Genomic DNA, 15,625 nt, shown 5'->3' on the forward strand with positions numbered 1-15,625 from the left:
TCACGTTGGAATCAGCTTTCCTTGCGACGGCGCATTACTGCGAACGCACCGATCAGGAGCGAGCCTAGTCCGATCGCTGCTAATCCAGCGATATCAAGACCAGTCTTTGCAAGCTTTTCCTTGATGGTTGGAGCAACAGGCTTCTCTGCAACTGTGATGGTAACGGTATCGATGATGTTACCGTCCTTATCCTTCACCGTCACAACAACCTTGTCACCAGGCTTAGCATCCTCGTTGATGGTCACGTTAATGTTTCCATCCTTATCGAGAATAGCAGTACCAGGACCGTTGGTTTCAATGGTTGCACCATCTGGAACCTCGCCACCGGTATTAGGAATCACGACATCATCACCAGGCTTGCCGGTAGTGTCTTCCCAATTCGGAGCAACAGGCTTCTCAACAACAGTGATGGTAACGGTATCAATAGGATTACCGTCCTTATCCTTCACCGTCACGATAACCTTGTCACCAGGCTTAGCATCCTCGTTGATGGTCACATTAATGTTTCCATCCTTATCGAGAATAGCAGTACCAGGACCATTGGTTTCAATGGTTGCACCATCTGGAACCTCGCCACCGGTATTAGGAATCACGACATCATCACCAGGCTTGCCGGTAGTGTCTTCCCAATTCGGAGCAACAGGCTTCTCAACAACAGTGATGGTAACGGTATCAATAGGATTACCGTCCTTATCCTTCACCGTCACGATAACCTTGTCACCAGGCTTAGCATCCTCGTTGATGGTCACATTAATGTTTCCATCCTTATCGAGAATAGCAGTACCAGGACCATTGGTTTCAATGGTTGCACCATCTGGAACCTCGCCACCGGTATTAGGAATCACGACATCATCACCAGGCTTGCCGGTAGTGTCTTCCCAATTCGGAGCAACAGGAGCTTCGGTGATCTTGATCTTGCCATTGTCCTTAACAACAGGGGTGTTGTCACCCTTATCACCATCAGGACGCTTGGATTCGATTGTGACGGTGTAATCGCCGTCCTTCACCTCAGTCGGCGTGCCGGAAATGACACATCCTTTGCCGTCGACGTACTCAATCATCAAGCCGGCTGCAAGACCAGTTGCCTTACAAACAAGGTCAGTTGCCTTACCTGGGTTTTCGATTGGGATAGTGATCGGATCGATCGGCTCGTCCTTTTCGCCAACGATGTTCGGTAGATCGTTCGGAATGCTTGGTACTACTGCACAACCATTAGCATCAACAGTTGCACCAGCAGGAGTGTCAGCACACTTATCTGCATTATCAGGAACACCATCGCCATCAGCGTCACCAGGAACTGGGACGGTGATGTTAGCAGTGCCATCCTTGGTTACAGTACCAGGACCCTTATCACCATCAGGCTTGTTGTATTCAACCGTTACAGTGACATCAACAGGACCATCGGTAGCCACGGTAGGTGTACCAGTAACAACACATGCAGTCCCATCTTCGTTGAGCCCGATGTTCAAACCAGCAGGAAGACCAGTTGCCTTACAAACAAGGTCAGTTGCCTTACCTGGGTTTTCGATTGGGATAGTGATCGGATCGATCGGCTTATCCTTCTCACCAGTGATTGCCGGAACATTCGGGATGACCGGTGCTACCGCACAACCATTAGCATCAACTTCTGCACCAGCAGGAGTCTCAGCACACTGATCCATATCATCAGGAACACCATCACCATCAGCGTCAGGCTTGTCGCCAATAGTAGCGGTACCGTTCTTAACGATCGGGGTACCAGCAGTCTTATCACCATCAGGCTTATCGTAAGTAAGCGTTACAGTGAATGGCTTATCAGTAGCCTTCTCAGTCGGAGTACCGGAGATAACACAAGCAGAACCATCAGCCTTCAAAGCAACAGACAAACCAGCAGGCAAGTCAGTAGCAGTACAAGTCAGATTCTCATTCATACCAGTGTTAGTAACAGGAACCTCAATCGGAGTGATCTCCACACCAATAGTCCCATTAACATTCGGCACATCACCCAAGGTTGGTGCTACCGCACAACCATTAGCATCAACTTCTGCACCAGCAGGAGTCTCAGCACACTGATCCATATCATCAGGAACACCATCACCATCAGCGTCAGGCTTGTCGCCAATAGTAGCGGTACCGTTCTTAACGATCGGGGTACCAGCAGTCTTATCACCATCAGGCTTATCGTAAGTAAGCGTTACAGTGAATGGCTTATCAGTAGCCTTCTCAGTCGGAGTACCGGAGATAACACAAGCAGAACCATCAGCCTTCAAAGCAACAGACAAACCAGCAGGCAAGTCAGTAGCAGTACAAGTCAGATTCTCATTCATACCAGTGTTAGTAACAGGAACCTCAATCGGAGTGATCTCCACACCAATAGTCCCATTAACATTCGGCACATCACCCAAGGTTGGTGCTACCGCACAACCATTAGCATCAACTTCTGCACCAGCAGGAGTCTCAGCACACTGATCCATATCATCAGGAACACCATCACCATCAGCGTCAGGCTTGTCGCCAATAGTAGCGGTACCGTTCTTAACGATCGGGGTACCAGCAGTCTTATCACCATCAGGCTTATCGTAAGTAAGCGTTACAGTGAATGGCTTATCAGTAGCCTTCTCAGTCGGAGTACCGGAGATAACACAAGCAGAACCATCAGCCTTCAAAGCAACAGACAAACCAGCAGGCAAGTCAGTAGCAGTACAAGTCAGATTCTCATTCATACCAGTGTTAGTAACAGGAACCTCAATCGGAGTGATCTCCACACCAATAGTCCCATTAACATTCGGCACATCACCCAAGGTTGGTGCTACCGCACAACCATTAGCATCAACTTCTGCACCAGCAGGAGTCTCAGCACACTGATCCATATCATCAGGAACACCATCACCATCAGCGTCAGGCTTGTCGCCAATAGTAGCGGTACCGTTCTTAACGATCGGGGTACCAGCAGTCTTATCACCATCAGGCTTATCGTAAGTAAGCGTTACAGTGAATGGCTTATCAGTAGCCTTCTCAGTCGGAGTACCGGAGATAACACAAGCAGAACCATCAGCCTTCAAAGCAACAGACAAACCAGCAGGCAAGTCAGTAGCAGTACAAGTCAGATTCTCATTCATACCAGTGTTAGTAACAGGAACCTCAATCGGAGTGATCTCCACACCAATAGTCCCATTAACATTCGGCACATCACCCAAGGTTGGTGCTACCGCACAACCATTAGCATCAACTTCTGCACCAGCAGGAGTCTCAGCACACTTGTCCTCGCCATCCTTCGGATTGTCAGGATCAACTGGATCAACAACACCGTCGCCGTCCTGGTCATAGACCTTGAACGGAGCAGTAACGTTATCCATTGTGCCATCTTGATAAGTCACGATGACCGGGATATTCCAAACAGTCTCGTTTGCAGCATCAGCCGGAGTCTTCAACGTAACCACACCGGTATCTGCATCAATAGAAACCATCTCGGCAGTAATACCAGTAGGTAGCTTAGCCTCATCAATCTTGAACGTGGCACCTTCAGGCTTATCTACAGCCGCACCATCCTTACCAGTAAAGGTAGGAGCAGCAGAAGAAACAGTCTTACCAGGAGCAGTCCGAGTCTCAGTGTATGCAGGCTCAAACTTCTGTGCGTCATTTGGAAGTACCGTCACCTTATAGGTGATGTCCTCAGAAGAACCATCTGGATAGGTAACAGTAATAGTTCCAGTGATTTCACTACCAGGGGTAGCATCGTTAGGAATAGTTACAGTTAGTTCACCTGTATCAGCGTTAACTGTCACATTCGGATTATCCGTCTTCTCAGCATACTTAGTGCCAGCAGGCATTTCAGTATCGCCGGTCTGCGGAACAGTCACAGTCTCACCAGGCTTACCAGTCTTATCCTCATAAGCAGGATCATTGGTATTAGCCTGGCTGTCCTCAACCACGAACGGAGCGGGAACATCAGCATCAACCGTGGTATCCGGGTAGGTTACATTCACAGGAATCTCAACACGACCAGTCTGGTCAGGAGTCCATGTTACTGCACCATCAGTACCAACAGTCGCACCGTCCTTAGCGGTTGCGAAAGTAGCTGCAACAGTCTTCTCAGCATCAGTACCCTTGCCCTGAGTCAGAGCATCGTAAGCCAATGTTTCCACAACATCTTTAGTGGTCACATCATCAAACGTAGGAGCTGCAGAAGTCTTAGCTACCCCAACAACAGCCGGAGTGTCGGTGTAAACCGGGGTGTAGCGCTGAGCCAAGGTACAACCATCAGCATCAACAGTTGCACCAGCAGGAGTGTCAGCACACTTATCCTCACCATCTTGTGGATTGTCAGGATCAACTGGATCAACAACACCGTCGCCGTCCTGGTCATAGACCTTGAACGGAGCAGTAACGTTATCCGTGGAATTGTCCTTGTAAGTAACAATCACAGGAATGTCGTAAACAGTCTCGTTTGCTGCATCAGCCGGAGTCTTCAACGTAACCACGCCGGTAGCTTCGTCAATAGAAACCATCTCAGCAGTCAAACCAGCAGGTAACTTAGCAGTATCAACCGCGAAAGTCGCACCCTCAGGCTTATCTACAGTCGCACCATCCTTATCAGTAAAGGTAGGAGCAGCAGAAGAAACAGTCTTACCAGGAGCAGTCCGAGTCTCAGTGTATGCAGGAGTGTAGACGGTAGCTTCAGTTTCACCAATCTTCAACGGAACGATATCCGTTACTTCTTTGGTTTCACCAGCAGCATTGACGACAGTGTACTTGACAGTGACATTCGGAGTTTCCTCAGTTGCATCAACAGTGACTGTGGGGGTTCCAGTGATCTTATTATTTGCATAAGTCAGACCAGCAGGTAGACCTTCAACGCTGTTAATCTTCTGCAAAGTGTAACCAGCTGCTTCGAAACCGGTGGGGGTGACGGTCTGGTCATACTCTGTTCCGACTTGCCCAGTGGCAAGCGGAGTATCAGTAACTACAAGCTGAGTGTTGTAGCTAGCCTCTTGTGTGACTGTTTCAGTACGTCCCTCTGGGACGAAAGAAACATTGTAGTTGACCTTGTGATCAGTAGTTCCGGCTGTGGTCGGCTTACCTGTTACAGCGCCAGTAGCAGTATCGAGTACAAGGTTCTCCTGCAATTCAGGCGCAACAGTGTAATCACTATAGTTTAAAGGAATGTTTCCTGCAGCAGGATCAGTAGTAATCGCAACTGAACCCGTGTAGTCGTCGCCTCGGCTACCCCACGCAAGATCCTGAGGTACTCGTGCGGTAAAAGTATCAGAGCCCAAGAAAGCACCATTTGTTCCTTCGCCGTCATAAAGATTAGCGACGTAGGTTGTGGTGGTGGCTAAATCCTCTGGAACCTGGAAATCACAGGAAGGGATAGTGGTGTCAGCACCAGCGGTAAAGGTACAACTCTTGCCTGTACCAGGCCAGTCGATGGTGTACTTTTTACCATTAACCAAACCTGAGGTGGCAGTTTTTGCAATATCACCACGAGATGCCTGGTTAGCTTGCGAATCATAGTTAGTGATATCGAAACGCAAAGCTGACAACGATAGGTACATGTTCTGGAATGTAACGTAGTCAAGCGACTTGCCGTTAACTGCGACTGTTGGAGCGAATGCACCACCACCCCAATCGTTATCTGCAGCACCATCAACCCAGCGAGCCATTGAGTATGGCGAAGCTAGACCAACGTTGCTTGGCAAATCCTTAGGAGCAACATACATCCACTCGGTATTTACGTGCTTCGCTAGGCCAGCCGAGATATTAGCGAAGGTTCCATCGCCCCAATTCTCAGCAATTTTATGCCAATATTTGTACGACCCATCTGGGTTCTTAGCACACGTCCTTGAAATAGCAGACGTTCCACACTCCTCGCTCGAGAATCCATAAGTACCACGGAAGTATAAGTGGTACTCTCCGTTCTGATCAGTAACAGCTTTCGAAGTTTCCGCAATCCACTCGGTGGGGTTAGCTGCAACTTGTTCGTGAATCCACCGCTGGAGTCCCTTTTCATCCTGTGCAGTCCATCCAGCGCCACGCAATGCCTTACCACCAAAGTTCTGATCGACATGCGCTTTAATCTTGTCAATTGCGGAATCTGATAGATAAGAGCCAACAATTTCCAAACCAGGGATCCGAGGATCGCCAACAATCTCAGTATAGGTGTGTAAGTCTAACGCACCGTTTGGTACTGTCAGGTTGTATGCTGCGACACCACTGACCGACCCATTAAGACCCCTACCTTGGCTAGACGCAGAGTCATACCAGAGCTCTTCCGGTAAATGTTGCGGTTCATTGGATAAATCTTGATAGTTAATAAAAACATCTTTTAGTTGATGCTTTCCAGCGTCCCAAGTCGAAAATAGATTCAAGTCATTGATTGACTGATCAGGTGCCGGAGAGGCCGCATATTGTGCCTGCAGGCGATAGTTATTATCTGAATCAGAAAGCTCTGACCAAATACGAACCTTTTCCTTCCAGCCATCTCGGGAATCTAGACCGTTGAGAGCCTTTGTTCCAGCAGCACCCACTGTGGGGTTGCCATCAAAAGCGCGAACACGCCCACGATCATCTAGATAAGGTTTCGCATCAATAGTGAAGTTGCCTTGCGAATCACTCACCGCATAATAGACGGGTGACGCGTAACGCCCACGACGCTCTTGGCCTTCATACCATTGGAAGTAAACCTTTACACCCTCGAGTCCCTTAGCTTCCTGACCGAGTGAATCTAGACCGTTATTTGTTCCGTAACGAACAATTTCGCGAACGTTACCGGAAACTGTCTGGTTGTTACTCGCTAGGCCGGGAGAATGAATTGCGCCGACAGTGGTGCCGGGCGCAGGATCTACGGCGTAAGCTGCGGGAAGGTGGCCAAGACCAACCACTCCCGATAGCGCAACCGTAGCAGCAGCTAAGGGGGCGAGTATTCGCTTCAAAGAGAACTTAGATCTCATAGAGACGCCACCCCCTTACACAGTAAATTGTTGCTTTGATTCACTTGTTACTCTTTCCGCTAGGGGACATACTACATTTTGTTGGTAAATAGGGTGCACAAAGTGCAGACCTATTCATCAGTAATTCACACATTACCACTCCAACCACATAGAAACAGACAATTATCCTAATTACATACATGTATTTGACATATTGCACAATCGGCGGATTTTCATAATAGATAACTAATTTAGGGCTCAATTATCGAGTTATTGGAAAAGACCCCTTCGGCTGATTATCTGTGGAGTATTGTTATACTCTTAATTATTTGGCTCGCTCAAAACTATGAAATCGACCTGTTACAAATAAGTTTGATAAAAGATCGCATAAACAGGTATCGATGTCACAGAAAGATTTTCCGAATAGATTCAACACAGCACCGATTTCACAATCTCACCTACCACTATAAACAAACTGTGCACCTAGAAACGTGAGTTTCTAGGTGCACAGTTGTGAGTTGTAATAGCTAGTAGAAGCTCGATCAGCCACCATCTAGCTATGCTCGCTGTTATTTAGCTACAACAGTGAGCTTGATGTTTGCGGTCACATCAGCATGGAGTTTGATCTGACCGGTGTAATCACCAACGGACTTAATATTGGTGTGCAGGTTGATCGAACGACGATCAACAGGCTTACCAGCAACTTCAGAAGCTGCGATAGCAACATCAGCGGTTGAGACAGCGCCGAAGAGACGGCCGTTTGCACCAGCAGTCTTAGCGATGGTCAAAACCGTAGCTTCGAGAGCGTCACGCATTTCGCGAGATGCTTCGATATCTTCAGTTGCACGCTTCCGGCGTGACTCAGCGATCTGATCGATTTGACGCTGTGCACCCTTGGTCCACATCGTAGCGTAGCCACGTGGGATCAAGAAGTTACGTGCGTAGCCATCCTTAACTGTGACGACGTCGCCAGCAGTACCGAGGTTCTCAACTTCGTGAGTGAGGATAATCTTCATAATATAGTTTTCCTCTCTCGATCAGCGAGCAGAGCTCGTGTAAGGCAAAAGAGCCATTTCGCGTGCATTCTTAACTGCACGAGCGATCTGACGCTGCTCTTGGACGGAAACGCCAGTTACTCGGCGGGAACGAATCTTGCCACGGTCCGAGATGAACTTGCGTAGGGTTGCGGTGTCCTTGTAGTCAATAACAGCGACCTTCGCTGCCTTCAACGGATTGGACTTCTTCTTTGGCTTGCGCAATACAGGCTTTGCCATAGTAATTCCTCTTTCGATTGTTAGATAACCATGTTAGAAACACGGCTATCCCAAAAAGTCTTAGAATGGTGGAGCATCATCGAATGATGAGCCACCAGCAGGTGCTTGACCCCACGGATCATAAGCTGATCCGCCGGCCGGAGCATCGTAGGAAGCACGGCCGTGCTGGCCATCTCCCTGATTAAATCCACCTTGATTCTGGTTGAAACCGCCACGATTTCCACCACCTTGAGTACGCATCACCTGAGCGGTTGCGTAACGCAAGGATGGACCCACTTCATCTACCTGCATCTCAATCGATGTGCCTTGCGAGCCATCTTGACGCTGATAGTTGCGCACCTGAAGCTTTCCAGTAACCACAACACGCATGCCCTTAGACAGCGTTTCAGTCACGTTCTCAGCATATTCACGCCACACAGAACAACGAACGAACATGGCTTCGCCATCTTCCCATTCGTTTGTTTGACGATTCAGGTTACGCGGGGTGGAGGCCACAGTAAACGAGGCAACAGGCGTGCCCGAGCCAACGTACTTGAGTTCCGGATCTGCGGTGAGATTTCCGACGACGGTGATAATCGGTTCGCCAGCCATGGTTTACTCCAATTTCTTTCAGGCTTGGGTAGTAGCTACTGGCTCGTAACGCAAAAGCTTGGTGCGCATGATCGACTCATTAAGGCCGAGCTGGCGATCAAGTTCTTGAGCGGTTGCCGGGGTAGCGGTCATGTAGACAACTACGTAGATACCTTCGGACTTTTTGTTAATCGAGTAAGCGAGCCGGCGCTTACCGAGGATGTCCACGTTGTCAAGGGTTCCACCCTCGGCTGGGACAACAGCGAGTAACTTCTCTAGGGTTCCCTGGAGAGTACGCTCATCTGTTTCAGGATCGAGAATAATCATCATCTCGTACTGACGCATGTGTACCCACCTCCTTTGGACTTAATACGGTCATGGTCTTTCCATGACAGGAGGGTCATGCTGTGCGTATATAACGCACTGTATTAACAATACCGGAAGAATGACGATAGCGCCGTGCGTTTTACACCACACGACGCTATCGTTCTCGTCACTATCATCACCAGAGCACGGCAGTGCACCGCACTGCCATTACCCCGTCAATTATTGTTCTCACTTCCAGAACCACCCTGATTTCCTGGTCTATTATCTGGCCTATTGCCCGGCGTGCCTCCCGGATTTTGGCCAGCCGGAGGTGTGCCCTGCCCGTTATTATCCTGCGGCATCTCGGGAAGAGTCGGATCCGGATATGGAAGCGGACCAGGTTCAGGCAGTGGAAGATTTTCTAGCGGCGGTTGCTCACCTTGATCTTCCTCATTCTTTGGCTCTTCAACCGGTGGGGGAGGTGGGGGCGGTGGCGGGGGGAAGTATTTGTCAATAATAGTTTTCGCATTAGGGAACTTCACCTTGTCCATGCCCTCAAATGCCGCTTCCAAATAGGTTAAGGCAATATGTTGTGGCCATGACGAACCAGTAATAAGGTTTACTCCCCCAAACGGGGTCAAATCTTCTTCGCTACCATCTTCACCAACCTGATACATATCAACAACAGTAACCAGATTAGGTGTATAGGAAACTACCCAGCCCGATCGTGGACCAGTAGAGGTTCCAGTTTTAGCAGCAATATCGCGTTGCAACGTAGCTAAATCAGAAGCAGTACCGTAGGGAGCACTACCACCGCGAACCACATACGTTGCCATTGTGGCAATATCTGAAGTTAGCACCTGTTCACTACCCGTATCACCACGATAAATGACGTTACCTTGCGGATCTTTAACTTCACGCACAATATGTACCGTATTTAATCGCCGCCCACCGTTTGCCAACGTAGAAATTGCTCGTGACATCTCTTTAGCAGTCGGTGAAGCCGAACCTAAAATATTGCCGGCATTGTTATCTAAGCCAACCAGATCTTTAGGCAGTCCCATATCAACAGCCATTCGCGCTGTTGCCGAGGGACCAATCTTTTCATTCAACTTAATAAACCCGGTATTAACCGAATATGCAATCATGTCCCGCAACGGCAACTCACCAAAAGCAGCATCAGCAAAATTACTAAACGTCAAATCAGTACCCGGAATAGTGTACGAAGCTGGAGAACTAAATGTTGCATATGGTGAGATCCCGTTCTTTAGCGCTGCCGCAACGCCAAAAACCTTAAACACCGATCCGGCTTGCGCTCGATCTTGAGTCGCGCTGTTACGTTGACGCACCTCATAATCACGGCCACCATACATTGCTAGAGTTTCCCCAGTAGCCGGATCAACCGACATCAAACCCACATGGTTGTTCGCGGGCCGATCCTCGGGCAGTGAATTAACTGCATCGACGGCGGCTTGCTGCTTAGCTTTATCAATCGTCGTCACAATAGTAAATCCGCCACGGTCGATTTGTTCATCGGTGAAACCAGCATCGTCAATCAATTCATTTCGAACTTCTTGAAGTAGATAGCCATCAGTGCCACTCACACCCGTTTGCGACGTGTTCGGATCTAGAGTTTGCGGAAACTCAGCGCTATCTGCATCAGCCTGGCTCACCCAACCATCTTCAACCATCCGGTTCAACACTCGCTCATATTTAACTCGCGCAGTATCTGGATCCACAGCCGGATCCCAAGCAGATGGCGCTGGAATAACCGCAGCTAGCAGTGCAGATTGAGATAGCGTCAAATCCTTAGCGCTAACCCCAAAATACTTTCGTGCCGCAGATTCGACGCCGTATGCTCCACGCCCGAAATAAATCGTATTGAGATAGCTATTAAGAATCTGTTCCTTTGACTGCTCCCGATCGATCTTAATCGCCAAAATAAGTTCGCGTACTTTACCGGTCAACGACGTGGTTTGCCCAGTGTAATAACGTTCGGCATATTGTTGAGTGAGCGTAGAACCACCCTGGGTTGGATTTCCTTGGATATTGTTCCACAGTGCTCGCACAATGCCTTTGGGATCTACCCCGTTGTTTTCGTAAAACCTGCGATCTTCAGAAGAAATAACGGCATGCTGCAACTGTTGTGAAATATCTGCCAACTCCACAGAACGCCGGTCAGCTTCAGCAAACTTACCCAACAGTTCCTCGCCGTCACCATAATAAACTTCAGTTGCTTGGGCGAGGGCAAAATCATCTGGCTCAGGTACGTCGATAGCAACATACAATCCAATAAAAGTGCCGATAGCTAACGCAAACATTGAAAATAGCGTGCCCAGCACGATACGCCACGACGGAAGCCAACGATGGATCGGACCATAGCCGGCTCGCGGATAATTCCATCCACGTTTACGCGGTTTTTTTGATGTTTTCTTTGCAGTCACAGTATCTAGCTTTCTTTATTCGCCGAACGCTTCAGTTGCCTACTGAGCGCATGGAGCTTGGGGCGGTACTGCATTCTAGCTTTGCGTTCAAGTCTAGAAAATGGATTAAGGAACTCTGGAAGATCGCCTTCGTAGGGCGCTGAAGCATCATAGTAGCCATCTTCGAGCCGCCGCCCAGCCTGACTTTCTGAAATCAGATACACATCAAGCCAGCGCGTACGCGGATCTGAATCAACAAACAGCGCTTTGAAGAACAACGTCAACGGAACTGCCAAGATCGAGCCCAACACACCAACGATCGAAGTCCACACTATTAGCGAGAAGAAGGTTACCGACGGTGAAAGACCAACAATATCGCCGGTGAGTTTAGGTTGGATAAACGTTTGAATAACAACGTTGATCACCGAGTAAGCCACTAAAACCCACAACGCCGTCTGCCAACCAGAATCAAGTAGACCGATGAGCATCGGAGGAATGACGCCGACGACGAAACCAATATTAGGAATGTAGTTAGTAATAAAAGCCCAATAAGCCCACGTCCAAGCCAACGGGATCGCCATCCATTGCAAAACAATCCCATCGATCCCAGCAACGAGCAGGCCGAAAACGGTTGTCACAATCCAGTAGTGACGCACACGTTTTTCAAAACCGCGCATCGCCTCACCCATGTTCCAGTGATCCTTGGAAACCACTTGGGAGCGCGCACGAGTCACCGTGGTATCAATTGTTAAGAAGAACGCCGCGATAGCAACAATAGACATCAGTCCGGCAACAGAGAACAACCCACCGATAAAACTCCACGTCCAGCCCACAATAGAATTGACGTTAATCTGATTCGCATAAGACATAAGGTCACGCGTTTTCAGCCCGCGTCCTTGCAACCACGTAAAGAAGTCATACATCGTCGTCTCGAATTTTGCCGAATACTCCACAACGACGTCAGGAACAGGAGTCAAAGACCACACCGTGAGCATCAACAAAATAACAATAATCACAAAGGTGATAATCAACGTCGTCAACGAAGCAAACCACGACGGGAAGCGGTGACGAATCAAGAATTGCCCAAACGGACGCAACGCTAACACCAAAGTGAAGGCTAGAAACAGTGGCGCGAAAACATCGGCGATGGAATGGACTCCGATCCCCACAACCGTCAGCAGAGCCAGCACCGCAAGCATCATGAAACCACTGGTATTAATATCGACGACGGATTCTTCACCAGCGTTTCGCGTACCTTCGTTATCAGTGCCGACGGCGTCGTGATCGTTTGCTTGACTCATGCTGTGCTCCTTAAATAAGAGTGACGTACATGCATACGTTCTCCTATTGTGCCAAAATATCGGCGTTATTGCGGTGACCGAACCACACTACGATAAATAAATGCACTCGTGCCGTAAGCTAGAGCACAGCCAATGTTCACCGTCGTCGACCATCCAGAAGGGGGCAGAAAGAATGCGGCTAACACTCCTGCTCCAACTAGTGCGGCGTTGAAGAACATGTCGTAGAGCGAAAACGCACGCCCACGGTAGGCATCGCCAACATCGCGTTGCACAATCGTATCTACTGAAATTTTGACGCCTTGGACGCTGAGACCGAAGAGCGCAAACACTAGATATACCAAGGCGAGGTTAGAGCTTAGTGCCCAGGCCAAGTGCCCGGTAACGGCGAGGGTGAGAGAGCATAGAATCCAGTTGTGTGCCCCGATGCGCCGATGTGCAACGGGAGTAATTAAGATGGCTAGAGCGTTGCCGGAGAAGGATACCGCCAAAACCGTGGCGAAAGGAAAAAGTCCGAGCGATCCTGACTTGCTCAAAGCTAAAAGCATCATCAGTTCTAGCCCGTACAACAACCGATGTGCGGTCATGATTGCCAGCGCGTAAGCCGGGTGGCGTTGGTGAACTAGATAGGAAAGACCCGCCATGAGCTGGGTGAGGATCTGGCGCACAGACCATTGCTTTATCGTAAGTGGACCCAAGCATCGGTTATTCATCGTAGCGGCGGTGGCACTCGCAGCTATAAAAAACAGCCCGGCTAAACCAAGCGCAGTGACGTCGCGCCATGTGCCCGGTGCCAAGATCACGGTTAAACCCAAACCGAGCAGTCCACCGCAGCCAGCCGCGATTGACCCCACCGTTGGAATCAACGAATTGGCAACAACCAAGAGTCGCGTAGGCAGAGTGTGGGGAAGCCCAGCAGATAAGGCGGCAAGAATAAAGCGATTTATACCAAGAAGCACAAGCGCTCCCACAATCATCACACTAGTGGTGGGCTTGATCGCGAGCGCGATAGCTAAACTAAACACCCCACCGGCACGCAGATAGTTACCCCATAACAAGATTCGACGGCGATCCCACCGATCTAGTAGCGGACCAACGAACGGAACGATGATCGTGAAGGGCAACAATATCACTGCAAACGCGAGCGCAACTTCTTCTATAGTTCCCAACCGATACGGACTAAATAAGACGATGGAGGCTAACCCAGCTTGGAACAACCCGTCACCGGTTTGAGAAAGCAACCGGATTGTGAGCAATCTACGAAACTGCGGATAGGGAAGAAGCCGATGTATAAGAGTGGAAATGGAACTCATTGAGTGCGCTGTTCCCACCAGGCCAACAGACGCTGGGTTGCAACATCTTCTCCCAAAGGTCCTTCTTCCATTCGTAAATCCAGTAAGAAGCGATATGCCTGGCCCACTTCGGGACCTGGCGTCAGGTTTAACAGCTCCATGATCTGTTCCCCGTTAAGATCGGGGCGAATTGCATCGACTTCTTCTTGTTCTTTCAAAAGAGCAATACGTTGTTCTAAATCATCCATCCCAGCAGCTAGCCAGCGTGCTTTACGTTTATTGCGGGTAGTGACGTCTGCTCGAGTCAGGCGGTTTAATCGTTCTAAATGTGGTCCGGCATCGGCAACATAACGCCGTACAGCTGAATCTGACCAGTGTTGTTCCCCATATCCGTGGAAACGTAAATGTAGTTCAACAAGGCGTGCTACGGCTTTCGTCGTCGCCTTATCAAACCGTAGTGCTTTCATGCGCTTAGCAACCATGCGTGCCCCGACGATATCGTGGGCGTGAAACGTCACTGTGCCATCGGGTTCATACCGGCGCGTTGCGGGCTTGCCAATATCGTGCATGAGCGCGGCAAAGCGGAGAATAAAATCTGGTCCCGGTAGGGCGCCTTCGGCATCGGTTTCCAGCGCGATCGCCTGGTCAAGGACTGTCAATGTGTGAGTGTAGACGTCTTTATGCAGACCATGTTCATCAACCGTATCGCGCAACTGGGCCAGCTCGGGTAACACAATATCGGCCACACCCGTATCGACGAGGAGTTCGAGACCTTTGCGGGCATGTGGGGAGATAATCAGGCGATGAAGTTCTGCTTGGATGCGCTCTACGGAGACGATGTTGAGCCGATCTGCCATGTCGGCCATTGCTGATCGCACATCGTCAGTGACATCAAAACCAAGCTGGGCACTAAAACGCGCAGCGCGCATGATCCGCAAGGGATCGTCGTCGAAACTTTGCTGGGCACTGACCGGGGTGCGTAAAACGCCAGAAACTAAATCGTCTAACCCGCCGGTGGTATCGGCAAGTTCCATAGATGGCAGCCGGATCGCCATTGCGTTGACTGTGAAATCACGACGAGTCACATCACCTTCGAGACTATCGCCATAGTGCACGCCAGGTTTTCGAGATTCTGTGTCATATTCCTCAGTACGATAAGTTGTGACTTCAACCACATAACCGGCTTTAGAGGCGCCGATCGTGCCGAACTCACGCCCGATATCCCAATGCGCACTACCCCACGATGCTAGTAACCGTTCGGTTTCATCGGGCCGGGCAGAGGTAGTGAAATCATAATCATGAATCGGCAAACCCAGAAGCGCATCGCGAACAGGACCTCCCACCATTGCCAATTCATGGCCATTACGTGCGAAAATAGAACCTAGTTCCAGTATTGCCGCAGGTAACTCACTTAAACGCTGATGCGCTTGGGTAAGTAGCCGGGCACGCTGATTAACGTCAGTGTCCGTCGTCGTATGAGAATTGAATACAGAATCGCTTGAAGTCACCCTCCTAGAGTGCCACGAAAGGCGCTGTTAAGCATATTCTCAGCGA

General features: G+C 49.5%; 9 protein-coding genes. All 9 read right to left on the minus strand.

All coding sequences use genetic code 11. The features are described 5' to 3' along the window. Positions 1 to 11 precede the first annotated feature (11 nt). Positions 12 to 6,929: a YPDG domain-containing protein gene (locus NG665_RS08680; RefSeq protein ID WP_289812915.1), complete on the minus strand. Its 6,918-nt coding sequence runs from the start codon at positions 6,927 to 6,929 to the stop codon at positions 12 to 14. A gap of 548 nt (positions 6,930 to 7,477) precedes the next feature. Beyond that, positions 7,478 to 7,924: a 50S ribosomal protein L9 gene (gene rplI / locus NG665_RS08535; RefSeq protein ID WP_252673269.1), complete on the minus strand. Its 447-nt coding sequence runs from the start codon at positions 7,922 to 7,924 to the stop codon at positions 7,478 to 7,480. A gap of 21 nt (positions 7,925 to 7,945) precedes the next feature. Beyond that, on the minus strand, positions 7,946 to 8,182 hold the full coding sequence (gene rpsR / locus NG665_RS08540) for a 30S ribosomal protein S18 (RefSeq protein WP_252673270.1): 237 nt from the start codon (positions 8,180 to 8,182) through the stop codon (positions 7,946 to 7,948). 60 nt (positions 8,183 to 8,242) lie between these two features. Further along, positions 8,243 to 8,773: a single-stranded DNA-binding protein gene (locus NG665_RS08545; protein WP_252673271.1), complete on the minus strand. Its 531-nt coding sequence runs from the start codon at positions 8,771 to 8,773 to the stop codon at positions 8,243 to 8,245. Between the two features lie 18 nt (positions 8,774 to 8,791). Continuing rightward, positions 8,792 to 9,097 carry a 30S ribosomal protein S6 gene (rpsF, locus tag NG665_RS08550; RefSeq protein ID WP_252673272.1) on the minus strand — a complete coding sequence of 102 codons (306 nt, stop codon included), beginning with the start codon at positions 9,095 to 9,097 and terminating at the stop codon, positions 8,792 to 8,794. 197 nt (positions 9,098 to 9,294) lie between these two features. Further along, on the minus strand, positions 9,295 to 11,502 hold the full coding sequence (locus NG665_RS08555; protein ID WP_252673273.1) for a transglycosylase domain-containing protein: 2,208 nt from the start codon (positions 11,500 to 11,502) through the stop codon (positions 9,295 to 9,297). A gap of 5 nt (positions 11,503 to 11,507) precedes the next feature. Next, a complete protein-coding gene (locus tag NG665_RS08560; protein WP_252673274.1) occupies positions 11,508 to 12,782 on the minus strand; it encodes an AI-2E family transporter in 1,275 nt (424 codons plus the stop codon). A 65-nt stretch (positions 12,783 to 12,847) separates the two neighbouring features. Further along, positions 12,848 to 14,092 (minus strand): MFS transporter, encoded by a 1,245-nt coding sequence (locus NG665_RS08565; RefSeq protein WP_252673275.1) that lies wholly within the window; start codon positions 14,090 to 14,092, stop codon positions 12,848 to 12,850. After that, entirely contained in the window at positions 14,089 to 15,579 is a 1,491-nt protein-coding gene (locus tag NG665_RS08570) for a CCA tRNA nucleotidyltransferase (RefSeq protein WP_252673276.1), read from the minus strand. Before NG665_RS08570 ends, NG665_RS08565 begins: the two co-directional genes overlap by 4 nt. Between the last annotated feature and the right edge of the window lie 46 nt (positions 15,580 to 15,625).

It is taken from the genome of Arcanobacterium pinnipediorum, assembly GCF_023973165.1.
In the GTDB taxonomy this organism is placed as follows: domain Bacteria; phylum Actinomycetota; class Actinomycetes; order Actinomycetales; family Actinomycetaceae; genus Arcanobacterium; species Arcanobacterium pinnipediorum.

Excerpts from the sequence above, each read along its gene's own strand:
- NG665_RS08680 (WP_289812915.1), bottom strand. The coding sequence starts at position 6,929 with ATGAGATCTAAGTTCTCTTTGAAGCGAATACTCGCCCCCTTAGCTGCT.
- rplI (WP_252673269.1), bottom strand. The coding sequence starts at position 7,924 with ATGAAGATTATCCTCACTCACGAAGTTGAGAACCTCGGTACTGCTGGC.
- rpsR (WP_252673270.1), bottom strand. The coding sequence starts at position 8,182 with ATGGCAAAGCCTGTATTGCGCAAGCCAAAGAAGAAGTCCAATCCGTTG.
- NG665_RS08545 (WP_252673271.1), bottom strand. The coding sequence starts at position 8,773 with ATGGCTGGCGAACCGATTATCACCGTCGTCGGAAATCTCACCGCAGAT.
- rpsF (WP_252673272.1), bottom strand. The coding sequence starts at position 9,097 with ATGCGTCAGTACGAGATGATGATTATTCTCGATCCTGAAACAGATGAG.
- NG665_RS08560 (WP_252673274.1), bottom strand. The coding sequence starts at position 12,782 with ATGAGTCAAGCAAACGATCACGACGCCGTCGGCACTGATAACGAAGGT.
- NG665_RS08565 (WP_252673275.1), bottom strand. The coding sequence starts at position 14,092 with ATGAGTTCCATTTCCACTCTTATACATCGGCTTCTTCCCTATCCGCAG.